General features: G+C 34.2%; 29 protein-coding genes and 2 pseudogenes. 19 read left to right on the top strand and 12 right to left on the bottom strand.

What is annotated here, in order from left to right; genetic code table 11:
• The first annotated feature begins 13 nt into the window (after nucleotides 1–13).
• The 8 genes from flhF to ACQKNR_RS22000 all read left to right on the top strand — a co-directional run bounded on the left by flhF (nucleotide 14) and on the right by ACQKNR_RS22000 (nucleotide 5,453).
• Nucleotides 14–1,324 carry a flagellar biosynthesis protein FlhF gene (gene flhF / locus ACQKNR_RS21965; RefSeq protein WP_427320561.1) on the top strand — a complete coding sequence of 437 codons (1,311 nt, stop codon included), beginning with the start codon at nucleotides 14–16 and terminating at the stop codon, nucleotides 1,322–1,324.
• A 43-nt stretch (nucleotides 1,325–1,367) separates the two neighbouring features.
• Complete coding sequence (locus ACQKNR_RS21970) at nucleotides 1,368–2,141, top strand: flagellar basal-body rod protein FlgG (RefSeq protein WP_427320563.1); 774 nt, start codon at nucleotides 1,368–1,370, stop codon at nucleotides 2,139–2,141.
• Between the two features lie 159 nt (nucleotides 2,142–2,300).
• The gene (locus ACQKNR_RS21975; RefSeq protein WP_427320565.1) at nucleotides 2,301–3,137 is read left to right on the top strand and encodes a TrmB family transcriptional regulator; all 837 of its coding nucleotides are present in this window, start codon (nucleotides 2,301–2,303) and stop codon (nucleotides 3,135–3,137) included.
• Entirely contained in the window at nucleotides 3,130–3,855 is a 726-nt protein-coding gene (locus ACQKNR_RS21980) for an AzlC family ABC transporter permease (RefSeq protein ID WP_427320567.1), read from the top strand. The genes ACQKNR_RS21975 and ACQKNR_RS21980 overlap by 8 nt, the downstream gene beginning before the upstream one ends.
• Nucleotides 3,846–4,157, top strand: a complete 312-nt coding sequence (locus ACQKNR_RS21985; protein ID WP_000425942.1) for an AzlD domain-containing protein — start codon at nucleotides 3,846–3,848, stop codon at nucleotides 4,155–4,157. Before ACQKNR_RS21980 ends, ACQKNR_RS21985 begins: the two co-directional genes overlap by 10 nt.
• Before the next feature lie 62 nt (nucleotides 4,158–4,219).
• Nucleotides 4,220–4,390 carry a DUF3951 domain-containing protein gene (locus tag ACQKNR_RS21990; RefSeq protein WP_427320569.1) on the top strand — a complete coding sequence of 57 codons (171 nt, stop codon included), beginning with the start codon at nucleotides 4,220–4,222 and terminating at the stop codon, nucleotides 4,388–4,390.
• Nucleotides 4,391–4,477: 87 nt separating this feature from the next.
• Entirely contained in the window at nucleotides 4,478–5,062 is a 585-nt protein-coding gene (locus ACQKNR_RS21995) for a TetR/AcrR family transcriptional regulator (RefSeq protein WP_427320571.1), read from the top strand.
• On the top strand, nucleotides 5,055–5,453 hold the full coding sequence (locus ACQKNR_RS22000; protein WP_427320573.1) for a DUF5367 family protein: 399 nt from the start codon (nucleotides 5,055–5,057) through the stop codon (nucleotides 5,451–5,453). The genes ACQKNR_RS21995 and ACQKNR_RS22000 overlap by 8 nt, the downstream gene beginning before the upstream one ends.
• A gap of 26 nt (nucleotides 5,454–5,479) precedes the next feature.
• Here the strand turns inward: ACQKNR_RS22000 and ACQKNR_RS22005 are convergent, their stop codons facing one another.
• The 5 genes from ACQKNR_RS22005 to ACQKNR_RS22025 all read right to left on the bottom strand — a co-directional run bounded on the left by ACQKNR_RS22005 (nucleotide 5,480) and on the right by ACQKNR_RS22025 (nucleotide 8,430).
• Nucleotides 5,480–5,839, bottom strand: a complete 360-nt coding sequence (locus ACQKNR_RS22005; RefSeq protein WP_427320575.1) for a hypothetical protein — start codon at nucleotides 5,837–5,839, stop codon at nucleotides 5,480–5,482.
• 11 nt (nucleotides 5,840–5,850) lie between these two features.
• Nucleotides 5,851–6,444 (bottom strand): dienelactone hydrolase family protein, encoded by a 594-nt coding sequence (locus tag ACQKNR_RS22010; RefSeq protein ID WP_427320577.1) that lies wholly within the window; start codon nucleotides 6,442–6,444, stop codon nucleotides 5,851–5,853.
• A gap of 2 nt (nucleotides 6,445–6,446) precedes the next feature.
• Nucleotides 6,447–6,782, bottom strand: a complete 336-nt coding sequence (locus ACQKNR_RS22015) for an antibiotic biosynthesis monooxygenase family protein (RefSeq protein WP_427320579.1) — start codon at nucleotides 6,780–6,782, stop codon at nucleotides 6,447–6,449.
• A gap of 187 nt (nucleotides 6,783–6,969) precedes the next feature.
• The gene (locus ACQKNR_RS22020; RefSeq protein ID WP_193411228.1) at nucleotides 6,970–7,149 is read right to left on the bottom strand and encodes an H-type small acid-soluble spore protein; all 180 of its coding nucleotides are present in this window, start codon (nucleotides 7,147–7,149) and stop codon (nucleotides 6,970–6,972) included.
• Nucleotides 7,150–7,215: 66 nt separating this feature from the next.
• On the bottom strand, nucleotides 7,216–8,430 hold the full coding sequence (locus ACQKNR_RS22025) for a helix-turn-helix domain-containing protein (protein ID WP_427320581.1): 1,215 nt from the start codon (nucleotides 8,428–8,430) through the stop codon (nucleotides 7,216–7,218).
• 118 nt (nucleotides 8,431–8,548) lie between these two features.
• On the opposite strand from ACQKNR_RS22025, the gene ACQKNR_RS22030 reads away from it, so the two are divergent.
• Both ACQKNR_RS22030 and ACQKNR_RS22035 read left to right on the top strand, forming a co-directional pair.
• On the top strand, nucleotides 8,549–9,817 hold the full coding sequence (locus ACQKNR_RS22030) for an MFS transporter (RefSeq protein ID WP_427320583.1): 1,269 nt from the start codon (nucleotides 8,549–8,551) through the stop codon (nucleotides 9,815–9,817).
• Nucleotides 9,818–9,935: 118 nt separating this feature from the next.
• The gene (locus ACQKNR_RS22035) at nucleotides 9,936–10,460 is read left to right on the top strand and encodes a hypothetical protein (protein WP_427320585.1); all 525 of its coding nucleotides are present in this window, start codon (nucleotides 9,936–9,938) and stop codon (nucleotides 10,458–10,460) included.
• 40 nt (nucleotides 10,461–10,500) lie between these two features.
• Here ACQKNR_RS22035 and ACQKNR_RS22040 read toward each other — a convergent pair whose 3' ends face one another.
• A complete protein-coding gene (locus ACQKNR_RS22040; protein WP_427320587.1) occupies nucleotides 10,501–10,923 on the bottom strand; it encodes a YfmQ family protein in 423 nt (140 codons plus the stop codon).
• A gap of 549 nt (nucleotides 10,924–11,472) precedes the next feature.
• Between ACQKNR_RS22040 and ACQKNR_RS22045 the strand changes: the two genes are divergently transcribed.
• The 4 genes and pseudogenes from ACQKNR_RS22045 (at nucleotide 11,473) to ACQKNR_RS22060 (ending at nucleotide 14,186) form a co-directional block, all read left to right on the top strand.
• The gene (locus ACQKNR_RS22045; RefSeq protein WP_002171285.1) at nucleotides 11,473–11,634 is read left to right on the top strand and encodes a hypothetical protein; all 162 of its coding nucleotides are present in this window, start codon (nucleotides 11,473–11,475) and stop codon (nucleotides 11,632–11,634) included.
• A gap of 177 nt (nucleotides 11,635–11,811) precedes the next feature.
• Nucleotides 11,812–12,902, top strand: a pseudogene (locus ACQKNR_RS22050) (serine hydrolase).
• Between the two features lie 124 nt (nucleotides 12,903–13,026).
• A complete protein-coding gene (locus ACQKNR_RS22055) occupies nucleotides 13,027–13,596 on the top strand; it encodes a histidine phosphatase family protein (protein WP_427320589.1) in 570 nt (189 codons plus the stop codon).
• A 218-nt stretch (nucleotides 13,597–13,814) separates the two neighbouring features.
• Entirely contained in the window at nucleotides 13,815–14,186 is a 372-nt protein-coding gene (locus ACQKNR_RS22060; RefSeq protein WP_193411218.1) for a hypothetical protein, read from the top strand.
• Between the two features lie 18 nt (nucleotides 14,187–14,204).
• On the opposite strand, the gene ACQKNR_RS22065 is transcribed toward ACQKNR_RS22060, so the two are convergent.
• From ACQKNR_RS22065 to ACQKNR_RS22075, 3 genes are read right to left on the bottom strand one after another with little or no spacing between them, the layout of a single operon-like run.
• A complete protein-coding gene (locus tag ACQKNR_RS22065) occupies nucleotides 14,205–15,137 on the bottom strand; it encodes an alpha/beta fold hydrolase (RefSeq protein ID WP_427320591.1) in 933 nt (310 codons plus the stop codon).
• Nucleotides 15,137–15,427 carry a DUF3147 family protein gene (locus ACQKNR_RS22070; RefSeq protein WP_427320593.1) on the bottom strand — a complete coding sequence of 97 codons (291 nt, stop codon included), beginning with the start codon at nucleotides 15,425–15,427 and terminating at the stop codon, nucleotides 15,137–15,139. Before ACQKNR_RS22070 ends, ACQKNR_RS22065 begins: the two co-directional genes overlap by 1 nt.
• Nucleotides 15,411–15,821: a MarR family winged helix-turn-helix transcriptional regulator gene (locus ACQKNR_RS22075; RefSeq protein WP_427320595.1), complete on the bottom strand. Its 411-nt coding sequence runs from the start codon at nucleotides 15,819–15,821 to the stop codon at nucleotides 15,411–15,413. The genes ACQKNR_RS22070 and ACQKNR_RS22075 overlap by 17 nt, the downstream gene beginning before the upstream one ends.
• A 124-nt stretch (nucleotides 15,822–15,945) precedes the next feature.
• On the opposite strand from ACQKNR_RS22075, the gene ACQKNR_RS22080 reads away from it, so the two are divergent.
• Nucleotides 15,946–16,773 (top strand): protein phosphatase 2C domain-containing protein, encoded by an 828-nt coding sequence (locus ACQKNR_RS22080; RefSeq protein ID WP_427320597.1) that lies wholly within the window; start codon nucleotides 15,946–15,948, stop codon nucleotides 16,771–16,773.
• 44 nt (nucleotides 16,774–16,817) lie between these two features.
• Here the strand turns inward: ACQKNR_RS22080 and asnB are convergent, their stop codons facing one another.
• Nucleotides 16,818–18,641 carry an asparagine synthase (glutamine-hydrolyzing) gene (gene asnB / locus ACQKNR_RS22085; protein ID WP_427320599.1) on the bottom strand — a complete coding sequence of 608 codons (1,824 nt, stop codon included), beginning with the start codon at nucleotides 18,639–18,641 and terminating at the stop codon, nucleotides 16,818–16,820.
• A gap of 271 nt (nucleotides 18,642–18,912) precedes the next feature.
• On the opposite strand from asnB, the gene ACQKNR_RS22090 reads away from it, so the two are divergent.
• Entirely contained in the window at nucleotides 18,913–19,479 is a 567-nt protein-coding gene (locus tag ACQKNR_RS22090; protein ID WP_427320601.1) for a sigma-70 family RNA polymerase sigma factor, read from the top strand.
• Entirely contained in the window at nucleotides 19,476–20,621 is a 1,146-nt protein-coding gene (locus tag ACQKNR_RS22095; RefSeq protein ID WP_427320603.1) for a DUF4179 domain-containing protein, read from the top strand. Before ACQKNR_RS22090 ends, ACQKNR_RS22095 begins: the two co-directional genes overlap by 4 nt.
• 41 nt (nucleotides 20,622–20,662) lie before the next feature.
• On the opposite strand, the gene ACQKNR_RS22100 is transcribed toward ACQKNR_RS22095, so the two are convergent.
• Complete coding sequence (locus tag ACQKNR_RS22100) at nucleotides 20,663–21,736, bottom strand: WD40/YVTN/BNR-like repeat-containing protein (protein ID WP_427320605.1); 1,074 nt, start codon at nucleotides 21,734–21,736, stop codon at nucleotides 20,663–20,665.
• 174 nt (nucleotides 21,737–21,910) lie between these two features.
• Between ACQKNR_RS22100 and ACQKNR_RS22105 the strand changes: the two are divergent.
• Together ACQKNR_RS22105 and fbpA are read left to right on the top strand one after the other, a co-directional pair.
• Nucleotides 21,911–22,312: pseudogene (locus ACQKNR_RS22105) on the top strand (cation diffusion facilitator family transporter); the annotation flags it as partial.
• Between the two features lie 193 nt (nucleotides 22,313–22,505).
• Nucleotides 22,506–22,676, top strand: a complete 171-nt coding sequence (gene fbpA, locus ACQKNR_RS22110) for a Fur-regulated basic protein FbpA (RefSeq protein ID WP_078418474.1) — start codon at nucleotides 22,506–22,508, stop codon at nucleotides 22,674–22,676.
• 55 nt (nucleotides 22,677–22,731) lie between these two features.
• Here the strand turns inward: fbpA and ACQKNR_RS22115 are convergent, their stop codons facing one another.
• Nucleotides 22,732–23,403: a GntR family transcriptional regulator gene (locus tag ACQKNR_RS22115; RefSeq protein WP_427320607.1), complete on the bottom strand. Its 672-nt coding sequence runs from the start codon at nucleotides 23,401–23,403 to the stop codon at nucleotides 22,732–22,734.
• Nucleotides 23,404–23,412: the final 9 nt, after the last annotated feature.

Here is a 23,412-nt window from a genome sequence, read left to right on the forward strand (position 1 = left end):
AGGGGGTGAAGTAATGGAAAGTACAGAAAAGAAAGAAGCGTTAATGCGAATAAAAGCAGCTTCGAAAAATGAATTGTATCGAAAGTTATTTGACCAATATGGTACAGATTATTATTACGTTGTCGATGAGAGTGTAAAACGAAATATCCCGTTTTTTTGGAAAAAGGATTATGAAATGTTAGTTGCTTTTCCAGAGGATAAACAGGAAGAAGTGAATGAAGGCACAGCTCAATTTCATGAACAGTTAATGGATGTTGTGAATGATCCTTCAGAACAAATTGTGAAGGCGAATGGAATTCAATCAGTACTACACAATTTAGAAAACGTAACGACTACTATGCCGTATGCGGCGATGCAAACAGGGAATAGTGAAGAATGGGCAAGGAAAAAAGAGAAACTATTAAAACTGTTTGAAAAAGGCATTGTCGTAGTGAAACAGACGGAAGAGGCGAAAGTAACGAAAACGCAACAGATTGTGAAACAAGTCGTTCCGGTTAAGAAAGAAGAAGTAGTTGTAAAAAAAGAAAAGCAACAATCTGTACCGTTTATTATTCAAAAAGTGATTCGGTTGTTAGAACAAAACGATGTGGAACAATATTTCATTCATGCATATGCTGAAAAGTTAAAAGTGAAGTTTGAGAACGCAACGATGATTACAGAAGAGGAAGTCATCGGATACATACTGGAAGATATGAGATCTCATTTCAATACGGAAAACGTCTTTGAAAAAGAAGTGCAAACAATTGCATTAATCGGTCCAACTGGCGTTGGGAAAACGACGACACTTGCGAAAATGGCGTGGCAGTTTCACGGTAAGAAAAAAACGGTTGGTTTTATTACGACAGATCACTCTCGCATTGGGACAGTACAACAACTGCAAGATTACGTAAAGACAATTGGATCTGAAGTAATTGCTGTACGTGATGAAGCTGCAATGACAAGAGCGCTTACTTATTTTAAGGAAGAAGCACGCGTCGATTATATTTTAATTGATACAGCCGGAAAAAATTATCGTACGTCAGATACAGTAGAAGAAATGATTGAAACGATGGGACAAGTAGAACCAGATTATATTTGTTTAACGTTATCAGCTTCTATGAAAAGTAAAGATATGATTGAAATTATTACGAACTTTAAAGATATTCATATAGATGGTATCGTGTTTACGAAATTTGATGAGACAGCAAGTAGTGGTGAATTGTTGAAAATTCCAGCAGTATCATCAGCTCCCATTGTATTAATGACAGATGGACAAGACGTAAAGCAACATATACATATCGCTACAGCTGAACATTTAGCGAAACAAATGTTACAAACATCGTAAGAAAAGAGGTGAAGAATAAGGCGCTTGCCTTATTCAAACGAGTATGAACGGTCTTTATATAGGTTCTATGGGAATGATGAATTATATGCAGCGTATTAATGTTCATTCGAATAACGTTGCGAATGCCCAAACGACAGGATTTAAAGCAGAAAATATGACTTCTAAAGTATTTGATGTACAAGACACATATCGCCGCGGAGATGGGGCTGTGACAAATATCGGTAAGGTCGATTACGCTGTAGTACCCGCCGCGACGCATGTGAACTTAGCGCAAGGAAATGTACAAATTACAAATAGTCCTACAGATTTCTTTATAGATGACGGCGCAGCTGGCACATCATCATTTTTCGTTACATCTAAAAATGATGAAACGTTTTTAACGAGAGATGGTAGTTTTACAGTAAATAGTGATCGTTATTTACAAACATCTTCAGGTGCATTCGTAATGGGAGAGAATAATGAACGTATTCGTATTCCAGAAGGAGCAAAGATCGCTGTACAAGCAGATGGTACATTATATGATGAAGTGACACAAAATAATATTGCCCGTTTGCAAACAAAAACAGTAGATGCAGAAACGAACGCTCGTCTTGTGCAGCGTGAAAATAAAAGCTTTACACTTGCAGAAGGAAATATTGCTGATTTACCGAATGGAACAGGGGCGGTAAGGAATCATATGCTAGAAAATTCAAATGTGGATATGACGAAGGAGATGGCAGATCTTATGACGAGTCAAAAAATGATTCAAGCATCTCAACGTGTTATGACTTCATTTGATAAAATTTATGAAAAAGAAGCGAATGAAATATTGAGATAAAGGACTCCCTTTAATGGGGGTCCTTTATTAGTTTTAAATTTCAGAATTATCAATTGACTTCAAGGGGCTTCTTTTTTATATTAGTAGGTATAGTAATAACTACTAATATAAAATGCATCGCTTTAAAATGAGAGCTATTTAGATTGTGAGGAGTTACCGATGGATGAAATTATAAAGGAATTACAAAAGTTAGGGTTTTCTCAGTATGAATGTAAAGCGTATATAGGTTTATTAAAGCATTTCCCGGCAACAGGATATGAAGTGAGTAAACAAACAGGCGTACCTCGTTCGATGATTTATGAAGTGCTTGGTAAGTTGATGGATAAAGGAGCGGTGCATATTGTTCCTTCTGAACCCGTGAAATATGTACCAGTACCAGCGACTGAACTAATGAATCGAATGCGTAAAGACTTTGAAAAATCCTTTGAATTTTTAGACCAGAAATTAAATTGTTTAGAACAGGAGCGACAAATTGATGTAATTTCGCATATTCGCTCAAATGATCGTGTTTTGAAAGAAATATGCAATATAATTAGTAGAACAAAGGAAGAGTTATGGGTTTCTGTATGGGAAGATCAAGTGCATGAGATTGAGTCGTTCATTCATAGAAAAGAAGAGGAAGGGGTACATATATTTTCAATCTTATTTGGCGCCCCGGAAACGAAAATAGGAGCGACATTCCACCATAATTATATGATGCCTCACGTTGTTGAAAAGCGAATGGGTGGTCATTTAACTGTTATCGCACGTGATGGAGAAGAAGTATTAATTGCTAACTTCTCAAATGATAGCACTTCATGGGCCGTTACAACGTACGATCCAGCTTTAGTTCTCGTTGCTACAGAGTATGTACGACACGATATTATGATGGAAGAAATTACGAAAGAGTTTGGTGCGGATAAGTTGGATACGTTGTGGAGAGAGAATATAGATTTAGTGCACGTTGTTACAGGAAAACGTACTATGGAAGGAATGGAGGATGATATAGATGAGTAAAGCTCAGGCACATGTAACGTTGCAGGGCGATGATACATTTCAGCAAGGAGTAAAAGATTGTTTGCCGACAGTATTAGGATATTTAAGCATCGGTATAGCAGCTGGTGTTATTGCGAAAACAGCAGGTTTCTCCATCATTGAAATTGCGTTTATGTCCACTTTAATTTATGCAGGTTCTGCCCAATTCATATTAGCTGGTATGTATGCAGCTGGTGCGCCTGCTTCAGCAATCATTTTTACCGTATTTTTTGTTAATTTACGCCACCTTCTAATGAGTGCTGCGCTTGCGCCGTATTTTACGAAAATTCCTCTATTTAAAAACTTGATCATCGGTTCGCAAATTACAGATGAAACTTTTGGCGTTGCAGTGCAGCATGCAGCGCAAAAAGGATATTTAGGCGAAAAATGGATGATTGGGCTAAATGTAACTGCCTATTTAAATTGGATTATTGCTACAATTATTGGCGGGCTATTTGGTGAGTGGATACCAGATCCTCATACGTACGGGATGGATTATGCATTGCCAGCAATGTTTATCGGGTTATTTGTTCTTCAGTTAATAAGTAGCAAACCGAAATTAGCAATTCATCTTAGTGTTGCAATTGTAGCAATTCTTATTGCATATGTTTCACATTTATTTATGCCAGATAGTATAGCAGTTATTATCGCAACACTTTTAGCTGCGACGATTGGAGTGGTGATTGAAAAATGGAAATGAGATTAGACGTATTATTACTTTTACTAGCAGCAGGAGCTGTCACACTCGTACCACGTATATTACCTCTACTCGTATTTAGCAAACTACAAATTCCAGACTGGGGTTTAAAATGGTTAAATTACATACCAATTGCGATATTAGCAGCACTTTTAGCACAAGTATTATTTATGCACGAGACGATGCAGTGGGATTACCTTATCGCAGCAATTCCAACATTTCTTGTTGCGATATATACTCGTAGTTTATTAGGAACAGTATTAACAGGAGTGATTGTGATTATTTTGTTACGTTTCTTTTTCTAAAAAGGATTACGCTCATATAATAGCGAAAGGTGTAATAACATGAAATATATAGGGGTGGTGTTATGATACTTTTAACGATAGGCGCAATTTTGTTAACGTTATTTATTTTCTTTATTATCGGCTTCATTACGTTTATGATGTTTGTTGATAAGGCGACACCTCAAATTTATTACACACCTTGTGAATTAGTGACAGTGAAATCTAAGAGTAAAAATAAAAGGAAGAAAAGTTGATTTTGGGCTTTTCTTTCTTTTGGTTTATCTGATTTTTCTGTATAATTTAAGTTAGTTAGTCAACTAACTTAAAAGGGGGTGATATAAGTGGCAAAACCGAATGTTGTTAACAAGCAAAAGTTGCTAGAAGCAGCAAAAGAAATTATTACAGAGCATGGGATGGGAAAATTAACGCTAAAAGCAGTCGCAGAGAATGCACAAGTTACACAAGGAACCGTATATTATCATTTTAAAACGAAGGATCAATTATTACTTGAAGTGACTGAATCGTTTTGTGAAGCGTCATGGGAACAAATAGGAAAAGGAATACAGTTAGAAAAGGCTTTACAATCTGCCAAAAGTAGATGCGTGAAAGATTCAATGTATCATCATTTGTTTTTTCAATTAGTAGCTAGTGGACTACAAAATGATACGATGAAAGATAGAATTGGTGAACTGTTACATTATGAAAATCAAGAATTAAAAGGAGTTTTAGATAAAAAAGTAGGAGGTGCAATTACATCTCAAATTTCAACTGAAACGTGGAGCATTTTATGTAATGCATTAATTGACGGATTGGCATTGCAAGCTTTATTCAATCCATCTTTTTCTACCGATAAAGTATACAGTGATTTGTACATGCTCTTGGAAAAGTTTATAGCATCACAAAGAGAGGGGAATGTAAGTGAATAAGAATTTATGGCTAACTATCTTATTTTCTGTAAGTGTTTGGTTTGCTGCTGCAGTTTTTTTCATTTTCTTCGGTTCTTCAGTTTTAGTAGAGTACACATCAAATAAATTTTTTCTACAAATAGCTTTTCTTGAGTTAGGAACAGCTGCCGCATTATACTTTGTAATGTGGTTATATCAAAAATTAGATTCCTCGAAATATGCAGTTATTAAGTTAGGTATAAGTGGTACAGCAATTGGTTTAATTTTAGATTCTTACATTTTATATAACCATTCTAGTATATTCTCACAATTATCCTCACAGCAAATCATATCATTTACCATTTGGATGGTTATTGCTTATGCTTTATATTTAATAATTCCTTTAGCCATGGAACGAAAAAAACTGTTGTAAAGAGGTTTTTATCCTCTTTACAATAGTTACATTCCCGAAAGGACTAACAACAATAACCCCAATAGAAAACTAATAAATGAAAGAAAACCGATGGATATCGAGAGCACACGATTATTTCTCCATTCACGTATGAAAACGATGAATCCTAAAATACAAAGGAAAAACCAAATGGGTAAGAAGATGAATTGATTCAATTTGTCAGGTAATAATGAATAAAAATTTGTTACATATAGTATCCAATTCGCAAAAAATAAAGCGCATAAGATGAAAGAGTGTAAGTAGGGACGTTTTAAAAATCTCCCTTTCTTAATCGTTATAAAAATAAGAGTTAACGCCGAAATAAAAGGAATGATTATAAATATGAGTAAGAGTAATGTAAGTGACATTTAACCTTCCTTTACAATATTGTTTTCATAAGAAATGAATCTATTAGATTGTATACTTGCTTTGTAGATTGTTCGTTATATTTTTCAGAGTATGGATTTAGAAATCCATGTTCACCATGTAGTTGTTTTATTTCTAATAAAGGATTGTTTTGTTGCTGTAATGTTTGCATGAAGGAAGATACTGAAAAACTAGATTCTTTTTCAGGGAAAATAAGTAATGTAGCACATGTAGGTTCCATGTGAACATAGTCGCGTATACGAGAACCGTAACAGCCAATGATAAAATCTAGTTTTTGATTGTTACTACATAGCCATGAGATGGTAGCTCCAACGCTAAAGCCGATAAGTCCAATATGTGTATAATTACTCGAAAGATTATTGACGAACTCTTCAATTTGGTCTTTTCCATCATCAAATCCAATATGATTCACAAAATGTTGATATGCTTTTTCTTCATCACTATAATGAAATGCGTGTTGCGATTGTAGGAGGTTAGGACAGAATACATCTATATGGGATGAAGTAAAGTGGTTTATAACATGATGCATATGATCATTTACACCATATATTTCATGTACAACAACGAGAGCTAATTTTTTCTTCATTATCACGAATTCTTTCTTTGAAACTTATATTCTTTCTCTACAAGGCAGATTCGGAGATGAAAGTTTTCATACCATTGTTCACGGCCTCTTTTTTTCGCTTCTTTATGTAAGGCATTCTTCTTCCAATTTTCAATTGCGTCAAGTGATTCCCAATAAGAGATTGTAATTCCTAAGCCAGATGAATCACGTGAGCTTTCTACGCCTAGAAATCCAGGTTGCTGCTTTGCAAGTTCCTCCATTTTTTCGGCAACTTCTCTATAGTTTGCTGTATGATTTGATAGATTAGAAGTAAATATAACTGCATAATAAGGCTTGTTTTTTTCTAAATCAGATTTCATTATCTTTCCCCCTTAATGTATAATGCTAATAATTCATTCATAGTTTGTATTTTAGCAGGTCACAAAAAGAAAAGAAGTAGAAAATTTTTATTTTTTTCAGGTGTTGTAAAACAGAGGAAAGAAGAAATTTATACGAAGTAATCAAAAGGAAGAAAAATGCCACTTCAAAAAATTGAAGTGGCATTTCTTATATTTCCTCTAAGCTATTAACTGGAACCGTTAATTCGCGTTCTGGATTTTTTACTTCATATATGCGGGCGGTTTCGTTGCTTTCGTCGACGTGTTGAATCATAACAGGCATGCCTTGAAAACTGACATTAGCTTGTTCCGATGACACAGAAAGCTCTTTTGCACGTTGAATATTCATTTATATTCCTCCCATCATTATTATCTTTGCTAAAAATGAGGAATAATATACCATTTCGAGACATTCTTAAAGTTTTTGTATTATTTGTAATGTTTCTTTAATAAATGATGAGAAAACAGAATCAGGATAGGACTGTATGATTTCATGTGCTTTCGTTACTTCTTCAAGAGCTTTTTTTTCATCATTAAGTTTTACGTAACAAAGAGCACGATATGCACCTGCCGTTGTAAGCCATGCTTGATCAAGTGGATGATTCATATAATCCGGCATGATAGCACGTTGCAATGTTTTTAAAGCTTCTTCGTAACGTTTTAAGCCGTACAAAGCTTTTCCTTTTTCAAGATAATACAATCCATCGTTTTGAAAAATTGGCTCATCTTTTAGTTTTTCTCGAAATTGTTCTAGATGTTCTAATGCGATTGTATATTCATTAGTAATTGTATTGTAGTAGTAAGCTTTTAAAATATCAATAATCGCAGTAGATAAAATATCTTCTGTAAAAATGGCAAATTGCTCAGATTTCTTGATGTAATGCAAATACTGTTCTTTATCAGCTGTAGTGACTTTTTGGTAAGATAAAATACGGTAAAATTCATCTGTTTTATAATACACTTGATGTTGTTTTGAAAATGCAAGTGCCTCTAAACTGACTTTTTCACATTTTTCATAATCGCCACATGCTAGTAAAATAATCGCTTCATATAAACATAACTCAATATGTATAATGAGATCCATTTCTAAATGTCTCACTTCATAGTCATTTCGGATACTAGCAATAAGTTGTAAACATTCAGCATACTTTTTACGTGTGAATATCGTAAAAGATAATTTTAATTTTGTTTCCGTACTGTCTCTATATAAAGTATATTTTTCAAAAATAGAGGTAGCCTTTTCAACATACGATTCGATAGCGTAATCTTTCATTATAGCCGCAGCGGTTACAAATTGTTTATACAAACGTGCGGTATTTAAAGTAGGAGGTAACTCTTTTTGAACGATAGGTAGTAAAGTCTCGTATACTTTATCACATTTATTCGCCTTTATTAGTTGCTCCATTTGTTGAATGAGTTCTACAATTTCTACATTATCTTCTTCTAATAAAAAACTCGTTTCACATCCAAGTTTTTCAGCGATATATTGTAAGGTTTTCATGGAAGGTGTAGCTTTTCCATTTTCAATTTGACTTAACATACTTTTTGTCAGTTCTGAACCTACTAGTTCTGTTTGCGTAAGCTTTTTTTCTTTTCGTAACGCTTTAATTTTTTCGCCAAGAGTAGTCATATGATTGCTCCTTTATAGTTAAAAAGTTAAATATAATTTAACTTTTTGTTGTAAAAATTGGAAAGTTGATTATATAATAAGTTTAACACAATTTAACTTTTAATGGGAGAGTGTCATAATGGGAGATGTAAGTATAGGGAAAAATGATTCAAGAATGAAGATTGCAACAAGAAATATCATTTTGATGATGATTGGGAAAATGACGTCTTTGCTAGGAGCAGGTATTTATACGTTCGCAATGGGGTTATACGTATTAAAGACAACAGGATCAGGGATGGGGTTTGCAACTACTCTTATTTGCGGATCACTTCCAAGGATGATCTGTGGACCAATTGCAGGTGCTGTAGCTGACCGCGTTAATCGAAAATGGCTTGTCATTGGCACTGATTTATTAAGTAGCTTAACGATGCTTATTATGTTTATTCTTACAATAATGTTTGGACCATCACTTCTTTTTATTTATGTATCAGCAGCATTATTATCAATTTGCGCAAGTTTTTATTCTGTTGCGTTTACTTCATCTATTCCTAATTTAGTTGATGACGGACGTATTCAAAAAGCGAGTGCTTTAAATCAAACGGCAGCTTCTTTATCAAATATTTTAGCGCCGATTATTGGCGGAGTTGTATTTGGTTTCTTTTCAATTAAGTCGTTCTTTTTGTTAAATAGCATTACGTTCTTTTTAGCAGTTATTGTGCAATTATTTATCGTATTTGATTTATATAAAAAAGAAGTGGCTGAGAGTAAAGAGCATTTCTTGATGAGTATAAAAGAAGGCTTTTCATATGTAAAACGACAGCATGAAATATATGGTTTAATGAAAATAGCACTGTGGGTAAACTTTTTTGCGTGTGGGCTAACCGTTGCACTTCCATATATTATCGTTCAAACATTGCATTTATCTTCAAAGCAACTCGGTACTGTAGAGGGAATGTTAGCAGTTGGAATGCTAATTGGTGCGATCGTTTTATCAGTACGTAAAGAAGTGAATAATCTGTTTCGTTCTATTTATACTGGGCTGTTTTTATTTGCGGGTTTGAGTTTATGTACAGTTTTCCCATTGTTAGTTACCATTCCGAAAGTAGCAAGCTTCATTTACTATATCGTGTTTATGCTTTTAACGGGTATTTCAATGATGATAGTAAATATACCGATGCAAGTACATATGCAAAAGACGACAGATCCAAGCTATTTAGGGCGTGTATTCGGCCTACTTGAAACAATTGCCACTGCAATCGCGCCGCTCGGTATGATTGTATATGGATTATTATTAGATATGTTGCCAACTAGCATTGTTATGATGACATTAGGCGGAGGTTTATTGTTAGTTGTATTAGTTGGAGTAAAGCAACATATGTCGAAAAAACAAGTGGATGTGTCGGCTTGAAAATAATAAAAATTTGACTTATCATTATAAAAATGACCAAATTAGTATTTTAGTTTTTGAAACTCTTTTTCATGTATGTTACAGTAAAGTGAGCAGGCAAAGAAAAGGAGAAAACATCATGAAAAAATTAAGTTTTGTTGTGCTTTTTCTGTTAGTCGTAATGACTGGATGTAGTAATTATGACACGTATATTGAAACAGGTATGCAATCATTGAAAGATGAAAAATATAGTGATGCAACAATGTGGTTTGAAAAAGCAGAAAAAGAGAAATCAGGAAATGAAGCGAAATCATATAAAGAAGTTGCCGAGATAATGGATCACGGAGCAACAGCATTAAAAGACGGTAAGTATTTAGAAGCGAAAGACATCGCGAATGAAGTGTTACAAAAGAAAAAAGACGATGCACTTGAAAAAGCTGTGCAATTAAATGCAGAGAATATGCTTCAAAAAGCAAAAGATGTGGAAGAGAAAGTAAATGAAAGGGTGGCAAAGCATAGAAGGATAGAAGAAGAAGGAATCGATAAAATTATTAAAGCTGTCGATAGTATAGATGAAGTGAAAGAAAAAGAGAAAAAAGTTTCAGAAGCATTAGATAAGGCTGAAGAGGCACAAGCAAAAATCGAGGCAAAGAAAAATAAATAGAGTTGTAGTTTAAAAGGCTGTCGTGTATAACGACAGCCTTTTAAGCTAAATCAGCTGACACGAACATATCATTGTTTTGAAGGTTTTTAGAGCGCAAACTATAAGCGACCACTTTCTTCTTATGTTGTTTTACAACATCGACATGCTCTTCATGACTATAAATATAAAATGTAAAATCTTTTTTGCCACGTTTTGCATTGATAATTAATGGAGTTCCTTCATTTTGTGGTGGCGCATAGTAACGATCTAAAAATAGCCCTTCATTAAAATCATGAATAATTTGAGATTTCTGTTCACCTTCTAAGCTATTTCCATTGATTGTAACAGTAACATTTTCTTCTTCAAGTTGTGGATGTGTTTCAAATCGGCTAATAATGGATTCAATAGCAGAGTTCGGAAGGCTAGAAACAATAATTTTAAATGCGCCAAATACAACTAACATTACAATAAACCAAGTCGTCATAGTATATCATCCCCTTTATCCCGCATTAACGGTCAATAAGACTCCCACCTTAAAACCTGGCACAGGCGAGGAAGCAAGGTGGGAGATTAACTGTCCGTAAAAGCACCATTGGTGTGGGCTAATAATCAGTGTGGGATGGACAAAACCCCCACTGATTAAAGTTTCACTTTATTCTATTTAATAATATAACTTATATGGTAATAGTACATATGGTGAAATTTTGTATATTTTGTGAAAAAATTTCCTTTTTTTGAACGTTTTTTAACAAATGGAGATGTTTAAAAAATATAAGGGGATATTTGGTATGATAAAAATGTAAAGGCTTTCTATTTATTATAAGGGGGTTATGAAATGGGAAAATTAGATGGTAGCACATTACCAGAAACTGTTTCTGTCGGTGTAAAGTAAAAGGATTATCAATGAGAGCCTTTAGCTATGTTTTTATTTATTATTAGAAAAATCAATTTTGTTACAAAAAGTTGAAATTAAAGCATTTTAAAAGAAAAAGGTTTATAATAAAAATATAACTAATTACAAGGAAGTGTAACTATGAGTACTGTAGCAATCGTATATGGTATTATTCTTTCTACAATTTTTGTTTTATTTTTCGTTGGGGTTTCACGTTATATTCATAAATGGAAAGAAGGCGTTGCGAAATTAAATCACATTGAAGAAGAACTTAGTGATTTAATGTTACATCATGGTAAGTAAACGTTTATTTTTTAACTAAACAATGTGAAGAATATCACAAAACATGCTCTCATAATGAAAGCATGTTTTTTTGTTGTTTAAGAAAGGAAAGCATTTTGTACTAATTTCCTAATTTTTACTTAAAAAGGAGGATTCATTTAGTATAATATATAATATGTTTATTTTAGGGGGAGTATCATGAGAGGGTTAAAGGTTGTGGGGATTATAGTTGGAATTACTATAGTAGGCTGCATAGCTTTTTTTTCAGTTAAGGAATACGCCAATTCAAAAGAAGATCCTAATTATGTGCTAAATTATATAAAAGAACATACGGATGATAAAACAGCTTCTTTAATTGTTAAAAGAAATGGTGAGACATTAACATCACTAAATGAAAATGAAAAATTACCACTAGCAAGTATGGCGAAAATCGTTATAGCAATTGAATATGCTAAGCAAGTAGCTGAAGGGAAAATAAGAAAAGACGAGCAAATTTCATTGAAAGAATTAGAAAAATACTACGTGAAAAACACTGATGGTGGTGCACACCCTGCATGGCTAGATGATGTGAAAGCTAGAGAGTTAGTGAAAGATGGGCAAACTTCTTTAGAGGAAGTAGTTAAAGGAATGATTCGTTATAGTTCGAATGCGAACGCATCGTATTTATTGGACAAGCTTGGAACAGCACGGGTGAATGAAAGTTTGAAAGAGTTAGGCTTAAATAGTCACGATGAATTTTATCCGGCGTATACAGCGGCATTATATATGAGAGGGTATGTTGAAAAAGAAATGCATATTCCTCAAAATAAAGCATTGGACAAGCTACGTAATATGTCTAATGATGAATATGTTAAGCATGTATGGCAAATACATGAATGGATGAAAGACGAGACAGAATGGGAAAAACGGGAGATATCGTTAAAAGCCGATATGGACTCCCAACGTATTTGGTCAGATCGGTTAGTAGGTGCAAATGCGAAAGATTACATGAGTTTAATGGAAAAGATAAATAACAGAAACTATTTTACGCAACAAATGTAAGGTGAGATTGAAAATATATTTAAAGGAACAATAGGGGATGGTATGTTCGAATATGCTGGACAGAAAGGTGGTTCTACAGCATTTGTATTAACAAATAGTTTCTATGGTACTGATAAAAAGGGAATAAGATTGAGATTGTCTTTATGATGAACAATATAAGTGAGAAAGCATTTGAAAAACTTATAAGTAATATGGGTTACTTTATTCGAGATATCGTCATAAGCGAAGAATTCAGAAAAAAGTTATAATGAAATAATTTTATTATGTAAACAAAAAAGATACTGTGAATAAAGTGTCTTTTTATTTTAAAGATAAAGGGATTTACTTGTAATCCATTGAATTTGGATAGAAAAAGAAAAGGGAGACAAATAAATGTCCACTATATATTTCGTTCGCCATGCCCACTCTACATATACAAAAGAAGAAAGGGAGCGTCCATTATCTGAAAAAGGGCACTTGGATGCAGAGGATGTAACACGATTATTAAAAGATGAACATATTGATGTCGTTATTTCTAGTCCGTACAAAAGAGCGATTCAGACCGTTCAAGGAGTTGCGAATATATATAATTTATCGATACAAATAGAAGAAGATTTACGTGAAAGGTTATTGAGTACAGAGCCAGTAGCAGATTTTAATGTTGCTATGCAGAATGTGTGGGAAGATTGGACTTTTGCATATGAAGGCGGAGAATCGAATGATGTAGCACAAAGTCGCGCTGTATTATGTATGCAAAATATATTGGAAAAATATAAGGATAAGAATATTGTAATAGGTACTCATGGAAATATTATGGTATTACTAATGAATTATTTTGATCGGAAATATGATTTTCAGTTTTGGAAAACTCTTCACATGCCCGATGTGTATAAATTAACTTTTGATAATGATCTTTTCATTTCTGCTGAAAGAATAGAGAAAACAGGTCATCGGGTAAAGTGAAACTTTAATCAGTGGGGAGGGGCATCTCCCACTGATTATTAGCCAGACTCTCACCTAACTTCCTCGCATTCTCCGAAGCTTGAGGTGGGAGTCTTACTGTCCGTTAATGCGGGATAAATATTTTGTAAAAGTTTATCAAAAAAAGAGGGAAAAGAGAAGTTATTGTAGAAGTATGACTTTGTAACATAAAAAAATATATGTTAAAGGAGGCTGTTTACATGTTTGAGAAAGAGAAAGAAGGGCTTATTGAAGTTCACAACGTATATGAAATTGCACCAGCAGATGGAACAATTATTGGTATGGCAACGGAAGAAGAAATGGAAATTGCTGCTGAACTAGAGTTACAGTACTATGCCCATTCTCGTTTGTTAGAAGCAAATATTCAGTTAGACGGTTCCTCCTATAAAGAGTTACTTCAGGAGTTTCAGGAGTACGAAAGAAAATCAATGAACTTTTGGCGCGCATTACATAAACGTTTAGCTGTGCCATGGGCATGGGTACTACGTATTGATGTTGCGAATGGTCCTATTTATGTAAACAATGGGAATACGTATTACGAAGAAGTTGATGATGAAGAAGATTATGAATAGATAAGTAAGGAAGCAGCTTTAGTTGCTTCCTTTTTTTATTTGTAAGGAGTGAATCGCTTCAATGATAATATCTGGTCGATCATTTTCTACTCCGTGACCAGCATGCTTGGCAAGTGCATATTGGCTGTTTGTTGAGAGATGTAATTGTTCACGAATGAGTTCTTGCCACATTGCCTCAAGTTGCGTGGCTTCTTCTTTTAGCATACCGCCCTCAAGCATTTGGGTAATAGAATAATGAGGGTCTCTACCAATAATAAGTAATGGTATTTTTAATGTTTTATATAGCTTTTTCATTGAGCGAGCACAGTTTTTCCACTCCGATAGTTCGGAAGCTGTTGCTTTATATAATGAAGGAGAGGTAGAAAATTCAATTTGCTGCCTTGATTGATTGACGAGCATAGGCTTTAGTTCATTATAAAGCATGTCTACATCCATTTTGGAGTACATATTATATTTTTGAAGCCACATATCATCAGAATCAGTTTGATCAGAAACTGGTAAATGAATTTCATCTAATCGGTGTAAATTCATGGAAGTAGAATCAACTAAAATAAGTGCTTGCATTTGGTCTTCATGTAACATCGCAAACTGTTGTGCACATAGCCCTCCATACGAATGCCCGATTAGAATGATTGGCTCGTGAATCGCCAGTTCATGTAGTAACATATGTAGTTCTTTTGTAGCTTGTATTGTTGTACGTGAATGATTTCCGAGCCCGCTTTTTCCGTAACCTGGGCGATGGTATGAAACGACTGTAAAGTGTTGTGAAAGTTTTTCTATAATTGGAAGCCAATCATAAAATGAGCAACTCATCCCGGTTTGAATAACTACAGTTTGTTTACTATTTCCTTTTATATATACTTCTATATTTTGTCCCAATATCTCTACAAATTTATGGATAGTAATTCCTCCTAAGCTTGAAATAATTTTTGGCAAGCAAAAACGATACATCAAACACCTATACCGAATAGAACGGATGTACTAAGTGAAAATGAGTTTTTTAAACCAATATAGACCATAAATAATAGTAGTGCTGATGCTGGAAATCCATACAATACGCCTATAGCGAATTCGCTTAGCTGTTGTTTACTACCTCCTTCAAAAGAAATCCAAAACAGACTAAGTAAACTCACAAGAGGAAGAGCGGCAATAAATCCGTCTATCGTACTATAATGTTTAGCGACTTCAGTAATCACGCCGATAATAAGTGCCGAAACGATAACTTTAACGAGGAAATGCATATTTTGCCTCCTTCGCTAATAACGAAAAGGCTTTTTCGATTAATTGTTGTTCTTCTTTTGATAACTGTGATTCTAATATTTTTATTTTTTCTTTATCTAGTAAAGTATGCTTTTCTAATACTTCAATTCCTTCTTTTGTTAATGTAAGGTTTACAACTCTTTCATCTTGTTTATTTCTTTCTTTAACGATGAAATCCTTTTGAATAAGCCGCTTTATGTGTTCAGACACTGTGTTATGAGATAGACCAAGTTCAGAAGCGATTTTTCCAATTGTTATGTCTATCTCGCGGGAAATGATTTGTAAAATGCGAATCGCTTGATGAGAAAGATTGTCTTCGTATTCATACCGTAAGTGATAATAAATACTCTCCCAATGTTGATTGATGTCTTTCATAATGATAAATCCTCCTGTTTTTATATCGTATAATAAGATATATTCGTTGAGTAAGAATTAAAATCCTTTTATTTGGATAAAAAATGTTGGAAAAGTTTATTTTTATTGAAATATAAGGTAATCTATGTGTAAAGGTATACATTTAGCAAGAGAGAGGATGATAGCTGTGAATACATTTAAATGGATTAGTCATGAAAAGATGTATGTAGATCAAATACATGTTGAAAAATGTGGTCCTCTTTCAGTCGGCGTATATGGAGGAAATCAAGAAAGTGATGCATATGAAAGAGGAGATGCAGTGCTAGCTTGGTGGGATCCGAAATTAGAATTTGAATTTGTTATGATTTTTGATACACATCACAAAACGAAAAATATACATTATATAATAGAAGCGATTTCAGAAAGAGAAGAGAAACTAAAAGAGTTATTTTCATATCCGATACATTTAGCTTTTCATCATACGCATATGTACTTATTAGCATTATTTACAGATGAGTTATTTATTGAAAAATGTGATCAAGATGATGAGGAACTCGCATGCTTAATTTGTTTACGAAAAGGCGAATTTTTATATTGGCTATCAGTTGGTGATTGTCTCGCCTATTTATTCCATTCAGAGAAAACGAAGAATGGAAAAGGGAGATTAAATAAGCGTAAGAATTATGAATATATAGGAAGAAAGAATGTTTTTGCTGCAAATACACCGTGCTTTACATCTGGTGTAAGAGGCTTAGAAAAAGGCCAGAATCACATTGTAATGGCAACGGACGGTATTTTAGAGTGTGATGAGAATAGGTTTGATGATAAACAAACTTTATTAGAAGCGTTGCATGATGGTGATTTTTTGCAGATTGAGCCAGTTTTACACAATGTACTTCAGTGGAAAAGTAGAGATTGTGCTACCATTATCGGTTGGTCAATTGATACTGAAAATAGAGGGTGTGCAAATTAATAAAAAGGAGTTCAGGGGAATTATCCCGTGAACTCCTTTTTATATTAAGCGATATGAATGCCGTATGTTTTCAACCATTCATTTACTTGGAGCATATATTCCATTATGCTCCTTGCTTCAAAGCTATTCATTTCTTTATCACTTTCATTAGCAATCGCAAGTAAGGTGGAATGATTAATAAGTGAGAAAATAGGATTATTTTTATTACTGCATATGTCCAGTGTTAAATTACGGATCGTTTGTAAGTAGTGTGGGTCTTGTGAAGTTGGATAAGCACTTTTCCTTCTATTTCGTACATCATCAGGTAAAGCAGGTTTCAGTGCCCTACGTAAAATGCCTTTTTCAATATTATCAATACTTTTCATGTTGAAAGGAACGTTCCATAAATATTCAACTAATCTATAATCGCAAAACGGTACACGAACTTCAAATCCTACAGCCATACTCATACGATCTTTACGGTCGAGTAAAAACGGGAGGAATCTCGTTAAAAATAAATAAAACATTTGCCGTTGTTTCGCTTCTTTTTTGCTTTCCCCTTCAAGAGTAGGTACTTCAAGTATCGCTTCTTGGAATCGTGTATGAATATAGTTTTCTAAGTTACATTGGTTGCTTACTTCATTTAGTAGAAGAGGAGATGTATTTTTCCAATTTGTTAGCCAAGGAAATTTATCTACATACAGTAATTCTTTTTGATGAAACCAAGGATACCCACCGAATACTTCATCAGCAGATTCACCAGATAAGGCAACGGTTGCGTCTTTTTTCATTTCGCAAAATAGTAAATATAGTGAAGTTTCCATTTCGCCAGCCCCCGGTAAATCTTTCGCATGAAGAGGAACAAATAAGTGATTTGCTAATTCCTCTGCATTTACAATAATGTCATGATGTGATGTCCCTACATGTTCAGACACGCGTTTTACCCAAGGAGCATCTAGACCAGTGCGAGCAAATGTCAGCTCGAAATCGTTCGCGCTATTTACAAAGTCGATGGAATACGTATGAAGTGTTTTATTTTCCGCTGCAAATTCTTTACCTGCTAGTGCAGTAATACCACTAGAATCTAATCCTCCTGATAACATACAAACGAGCGGGACATCTGAGATTAATTGTCTTTTTACTGTATCTTGTAAAATAGATAAAATATGCGAGGATGTGTCTTCGATAGAGTCTGTATGGATCTTACTTTCTAAATTCCAATACTTCTTAACTACTTTTTTATCACGTGTAAACGTTATAGAATGCCCAGCACGTACTTCTTGAATATGTTTAAAGACGCCACATCCAGGAGTTCGAAATAAGCCTAATCCAAATATTTCATTTATTCCAACCGCATCAATTTCAGCAGGGACAGATGGATGAGCTAATAACGCTTTGATTTCAGAGCCGAAAATAATACTGCCATTTCTTTCTGTAAAAAAGAGCGGTTTTACACCTAAATGATCGCGTGCTAAAAACAATTGTTGCTTCTGATCATCCCATATTGCAAAAGCGAAAATGCCATTTAAATGTTTTACGCAATCTTCTTTCCACTCTAAATAAGCATGTAGTAATACTTCTGTATCTGACTGCGTTTCAAATGCATGACCACATTTTTGAAGTTGCTCTCTAAGTTCACGGAAATTATAAATTTCTCCATTATAGGTAAGAGCATACGTATAATCACCAGCACGGAATGTCTTCGGTTGTTTCCCGCCTTCTGGGTCAATAACAATTAAACGCCGGTGTGCAAAAGCCGCGTGAGGTGAAAACCAAAATCCTTCAGCATCAGGACCGCGATGCTGAATACTATTCGTCATCTTTTCTAAAATAACATGTTCATTGGAAAGATCCTTCTTCCAATCTACCCAGCCTGTAATTCCACACATACACATCTCATCTCCTAGTTTAAAATAATGAAAAGTAGATTAACGAAATAAAATGTACACCAAGTTAAAGAACTGCTACATAAATAGTGTACTACATTAATTAAATTGTAGACTTGAGAAAGTTTTCTTCGAATGCACAGTTATATGAGACAATGGCTAAGGGAAAGTATTCCATTACATACAAAAAATAATAAAAAGATGAGAGAAAAAAATTTTCTGGACGTTATATAGAGTGTAAAAGGTTTTACAAAAAAATAAGGGGAATCGCTACATGAAATCAAATGAGAAAAATTTTATAAAAAGATTACAGCGGCAAAAAGAAGATGCGCTAGAATTTGTTGTCGATACATACTTACCACTCATAAAGGGGATAACGCATAAAGTTCTTCTTCCAGTTCAAAATGATGGATTGATAGAGGAATGTATAAATGATATATTTCTCTCCATTTGGAATAACGCAAATAAATTTCATGGAGAGCCGAGTGATTTTAAAAAATGGATTGCGGCGATTGCAAAATTTAAAGCAATTGATTATTACCGAAAAGCGACTAAAAAAGTAGAAATCATTTCAGATGAGTTTCATATAAGTACAGAAAAATCGGCAGAAGACGAATTAATCGTTATGGAAGATAGGGAAGAATTATTGAAGCTTATTAATCAATTAGAACCGTTAGATCAAAAAGTATTCATCATGAAATATCTCCTTGGTATGAAGACAGAAGAGATAGGAGACAAATTAGGATTAACTCGAGCGGCGATAGATAATCGTGTGTATCGCGGGAAAAAGAAGCTACAACAAAATGCTACGAATATTAGTTTTGGAGGTAGTGCAATATGAAAGACATTTATGAACTATTAAATGATATTGATATAGATGAAAAAAAACTTGAAGAAATTGAGGCTTCTGAAATTGAAAAAGAAAAGGTGAAACGTAACTTAAAGCAATCTATACGCACGAAGAAAAAGATGAAAACTTGGAAGAAAAGTGTCGCTGCTGCATCCATTTTAGTAGGGTTATCAGTTGCAACGCTTGGCATCGGATTTCCTACATACGCTGGGGGTCTTCCTATTGTAGGGGATATATTCCGATTTTTAGATAATGGTAGAACAGGGCTATATGAAAATTCTAAAGCTGACGTAGAGAAGACAACGGGGCTTCATTATAATTATAAGCAATACGCTACAGAACTAAATATGACAAAAGAAAGCAATGGAATTAAGATAACGATTAATGATGCGATTTTCGATGGGAAGACAGTATTAATAACCTATTCTATAGAAAGTAACCGGGATTTAGGCAAAAATCCAAGTATGTTAGATTTTTTAATTATTAAAGGAGCAGGTGCCCAATCAGGAAGCAATAAAATTACTAAAGTCGCTGATAGAAAATATACAGGTTTAATAAAAACAAGTAGCGATCTAGTTAGTACTAAAGAAACTACAGTGAACGTTGAATGGAGTATAAAAAGTATAGACATTTTAGAAGCAGAAGAAGAGATAAAAGGGGATTGGAATTTTAATATTAATCTAAAAGGAATAGAAAATAAAGAGCAATTGATTAGAAGTAGTGCAGAAAAAGATGGTGTAAAAGTAAATATGGAAAGAATGGAAATAACACCAATGTCATTTATTCTATACTACAACCAAGAAGTATCTCAAGAAGTAAGGGGGGGATGGGATGGAGTGGATGCTGATTTAGAAGTGAGAGATGATTTAGGTAACCAGTATTCTGGGGAAGGAAATGGAGGCTCAGGTGAGGATTCTTATAATATTAATTGGAGTAAAACATTCCAACAACTAAATGAGAATGCGACTAAGCTAATAATAACGCCTCACGTTAATTTAAGAATTCACACTCCTGAAAATTATGGCTCGGTAACAATAGTTGGGGGACAAGTAAAGGAGAGTTTTGTGCCTCGAAGACCGGGCGGCAATAAGGGTATTGTGTTAGATGATATTGTCATTGATATAAAGAAATAAATAGAGAGACTGCCTTAAATGAGAAGGCAGTCTCTTTTTTGTTAAGAACTAGTAACGAGTAAAGCATGAGGATGCTGCGTTTTATACTCATCTTTCCACGGAATGTTTAGTTGTTCCCACGATTCGCCGCTATCATTGGATTGAAACACGCCATTGTTATTTAAAGTGTAAAACGTATGCGGTTCTGCATGGTTTGTAGCAAACATCGAAATGACTGTACCAATTGTAGAAGGTAGTCCTTGTTGTACTTGCTCGAAAGGAGTATCTTTCGTTTTTCGATATATATAAGATTCATAAGGAATACGGTGATGAGCAAGATCAGCGCTCGGTGCGGCAGAAACGAGAATTGTATCGCAATCAGCTGGATCGATAGCCATGCTGTATAAATAATGGTGCTCAAGACCTGCACTACATGATATCCAGCTACTTCCGTTGTCGTAACTTTCTAGATAAGCACGATCAGGGCCACTCATAAATCCGTCACCGCATGATGCATAAAGGCGATTTGGCGCATCAGGATGCATAAGTAATTGATGGGCGTCAATAGGAGCACCAAATTTTTTATCAATCCATGTATGCCCTTTATCGTTACTTTGAATAACAGCGCCAGCTTCGATTGAAACGTGGATTGTATTTGGATTGTTTGGATCAACTGTAATCCAGCGTACATGGTGGGTAAAAGGTCTAGGCGGGAAAGCCCACGTATAGGAAGATAATAATGATTTCATATTTTTTAGTTCAGTCCACGTTTCACCACCATTTTCTGAACGGAATAAAGCACTCGGTTCTGTGCCGACATAAACGACGCCATATCCGTTAACTTGTTCATTAGAGCTTATTGTTATGGAAGTGATCGAAGAATGTAAAATACCATCACCTTTCGGAAAATCAAAGTAACGATAAGAATCCCCAATTGGTCTCCATGAATCCCCACCATCATCGCTTAACCATAAACCTCTTCCAAATGTTCCACAATATACACGATTCTTTTGAAATGGGTCAACTGCAATACAAGTAGGTTGCATATTTTGTAAGTGGTAAGTCGTTTCGTAGTTACCGTATTGTTCTTTTATTACAACAAGTTCACGCTCCATACAGAGAAATAAACGTTTCAATTTATAACCTCCTTAAAAATTCTTTCATTAGTAAACAATATGAAGCTGAGAAAGAAGTAGTCTTATTTTTTGTTGAGAAAAAGGACTTGTTTGAAAAGTAACGAAGTGTGTATACAGAAGGAAGCGGGATAAAGTGAAACTTTAATCAGTGGGGGTTTTGTTCATCCACCACTGATTATTGCAGCACTGCTTATTAAATTTTTTGGATGGGATGCTGCTGATCCGATCGCTAGTATTCTTGTGTCTATTTTAGTTATTATTAGTGGATGGCGTATAACACGTGATACAGTTCACATATTAATGGAAGGTGCACCGCAGCACATAGATGTTGAAGAAGTAAAAAATGCATTATTAAATATTACGATTGTAAAAGAAGTTCATGATTTGCACATATGGTCTGTCACATCGGATTTTCAAGTATTAACTTGTCATCTTATTATCAAAGGTAATGAAACGCAAAGTGTATTAAAAGAAGCTACGGATGTATTAAAAGAGAAGTTTCATGTAGAACATGTCACCATTCAAGTAGAAATAGATGGTGAATTTAATCATAGTGAGACGACTTGCAAAGTATGAAAGAAAAAGGATAAGAAAAAGTGTCATAACATTTTTCGCGCAGCATACATATATATAATGTGGCCACAAATACTTTGTAAGGTAAATATTTCATAAGATTATTTTACTTATAAAGAGTCATCTTTTATAATCAAAAGTGGTAATTAATAAAGATTATCATTTTCAATGATCGTAGAAAGGAGTTTTTTTAAAGATGAGTAGTCAACTCCGTTTTGCTGTTGAAAATCGTAAGAGGCATTTAATTGATGAGTTAATTGGAGCCGGGGTGTTTAAGATTCGCGACCGACAATTATACGAGCTGTCTTTAGAGGAATTGGAAAAAGAGTATGAAGATATTGAAGATTACGCAGATATTCAGGCATAGCATATAGATTATTAAAGAAGGAGCTGGTTACACTTTTGTGTAACCAGCTTTATTATTATTTCATAGAAATCAATTTTTGTATTTCTTTCATTGGACGGAGCCAGTTTTGAGACATCATTTGTTCCATTCGTTTTTCGTCTTGCTTTTGTAGTGCTTGAATTATAAAGTGATGTTCTTTAATAGATTGACTTGCAGGCACAAAGTTTTGGAAAAACAAATATTCAAGTCGTAAAACGTGAAGCTGCATATTTTCTAAAAAAGGTTCAATATATGGATTTTTAGCAATAGAAGTAATTGTATTGTGAAATTGAATATCTAGATCTAAAGCTCGTTTTGAATCTTTTTCAAGTATAGATTGTTGGAAAATATCATTTATCTCGGAAAGTAGTTTAATATCAGCGTTTGTAATTTTTTGAAGTGCTTGCTTTCCTATAATTGAGTGAAGACCAGCCATTGTTTCATAAATGATAGATACGTCGTCTAACTTAATAGGAGCTATTTTCGTTTTTTGACCAGGCACCATTTCCACTAATCCAGAAAGCTCTAAAATTTGAAGTGCTTCTCTTACAGGTGTTCTGCTTACTCCTAAAGCTTCAGCCAATTCCCCATCATTAATTTTTTCATCAGGCTGTAAAACACCTTCTATAATCCAATCTTGTAGTTGATTTAAAACGAGTGACTTTGCTGAAACTCTTCCTGGTTTTTTATAATTTTGAGGGACAGGCATAGGAAATTC

It is taken from the genome of Bacillus sp. NPDC094077 (assembly GCF_050279465.1).
In the GTDB taxonomy this organism is placed as follows: domain Bacteria; phylum Bacillota; class Bacilli; order Bacillales; family Bacillaceae_G; genus Bacillus_A.

Bases quoted from the DNA above. Each gene is read 5' to 3' on its own strand.
- ACQKNR_RS22040 (WP_427320587.1), bottom strand. From the start codon at position 10,923: ATGACGACTTGGTTTATTGTAATGTTAGTTGTATTTGGCGCATTTAAA.
- fbpA (WP_078418474.1), top strand. From the start codon at position 22,506: ATGAGTAGTCAACTCCGTTTTGCTGTTGAAAATCGTAAGAGGCATTTA.
- ACQKNR_RS21970 (WP_427320563.1), top strand. From the start codon at position 1,368: ATGAACGGTCTTTATATAGGTTCTATGGGAATGATGAATTATATGCAG.
- ACQKNR_RS22005 (WP_427320575.1), bottom strand. From the start codon at position 5,839: ATGTCACTTACATTACTCTTACTCATATTTATAATCATTCCTTTTATT.
- ACQKNR_RS22080 (WP_427320597.1), top strand. From the start codon at position 15,946: ATGTGTAAAGGTATACATTTAGCAAGAGAGAGGATGATAGCTGTGAAT.
- ACQKNR_RS22030 (WP_427320583.1), top strand. From the start codon at position 8,549: ATGGGAGATGTAAGTATAGGGAAAAATGATTCAAGAATGAAGATTGCA.
- ACQKNR_RS22025 (WP_427320581.1), bottom strand. From the start codon at position 8,430: ATGACTACTCTTGGCGAAAAAATTAAAGCGTTACGAAAAGAAAAAAAG.
- asnB (WP_427320599.1), bottom strand. From the start codon at position 18,641: ATGTGTGGAATTACAGGCTGGGTAGATTGGAAGAAGGATCTTTCCAAT.
- ACQKNR_RS22060 (WP_193411218.1), top strand. From the start codon at position 13,815: ATGTTTGAGAAAGAGAAAGAAGGGCTTATTGAAGTTCACAACGTATAT.
- ACQKNR_RS22070 (WP_427320593.1), bottom strand. From the start codon at position 15,427: ATGCATTTCCTCGTTAAAGTTATCGTTTCGGCACTTATTATCGGCGTG.
- ACQKNR_RS21985 (WP_000425942.1), top strand. From the start codon at position 3,846: ATGGAAATGAGATTAGACGTATTATTACTTTTACTAGCAGCAGGAGCT.
- flhF (WP_427320561.1), top strand. From the start codon at position 14: ATGGAAAGTACAGAAAAGAAAGAAGCGTTAATGCGAATAAAAGCAGCT.
- ACQKNR_RS22095 (WP_427320603.1), top strand. From the start codon at position 19,476: ATGAAAGACATTTATGAACTATTAAATGATATTGATATAGATGAAAAA.
- ACQKNR_RS21975 (WP_427320565.1), top strand. From the start codon at position 2,301: ATGGATGAAATTATAAAGGAATTACAAAAGTTAGGGTTTTCTCAGTAT.
- ACQKNR_RS22015 (WP_427320579.1), bottom strand. From the start codon at position 6,782: ATGAAATCTGATTTAGAAAAAAACAAGCCTTATTATGCAGTTATATTT.
- ACQKNR_RS21980 (WP_427320567.1), top strand. From the start codon at position 3,130: ATGAGTAAAGCTCAGGCACATGTAACGTTGCAGGGCGATGATACATTT.
- ACQKNR_RS22045 (WP_002171285.1), top strand. From the start codon at position 11,473: ATGAGTACTGTAGCAATCGTATATGGTATTATTCTTTCTACAATTTTT.
- ACQKNR_RS21990 (WP_427320569.1), top strand. From the start codon at position 4,220: ATGATACTTTTAACGATAGGCGCAATTTTGTTAACGTTATTTATTTTC.
- ACQKNR_RS22020 (WP_193411228.1), bottom strand. From the start codon at position 7,149: ATGAATATTCAACGTGCAAAAGAGCTTTCTGTGTCATCGGAACAAGCT.
- ACQKNR_RS22035 (WP_427320585.1), top strand. From the start codon at position 9,936: ATGAAAAAATTAAGTTTTGTTGTGCTTTTTCTGTTAGTCGTAATGACT.
- ACQKNR_RS22090 (WP_427320601.1), top strand. From the start codon at position 18,913: ATGAAATCAAATGAGAAAAATTTTATAAAAAGATTACAGCGGCAAAAA.
- ACQKNR_RS22115 (WP_427320607.1), bottom strand. From the start codon at position 23,403: ATGCCTGTCCCTCAAAATTATAAAAAACCAGGAAGAGTTTCAGCAAAG.
- ACQKNR_RS22065 (WP_427320591.1), bottom strand. From the start codon at position 15,137: ATGTATCGTTTTTGCTTGCCAAAAATTATTTCAAGCTTAGGAGGAATT.
- ACQKNR_RS22010 (WP_427320577.1), bottom strand. From the start codon at position 6,444: ATGAAGAAAAAATTAGCTCTCGTTGTTGTACATGAAATATATGGTGTA.
- ACQKNR_RS22075 (WP_427320595.1), bottom strand. From the start codon at position 15,821: ATGAAAGACATCAATCAACATTGGGAGAGTATTTATTATCACTTACGG.
- ACQKNR_RS22055 (WP_427320589.1), top strand. From the start codon at position 13,027: ATGTCCACTATATATTTCGTTCGCCATGCCCACTCTACATATACAAAA.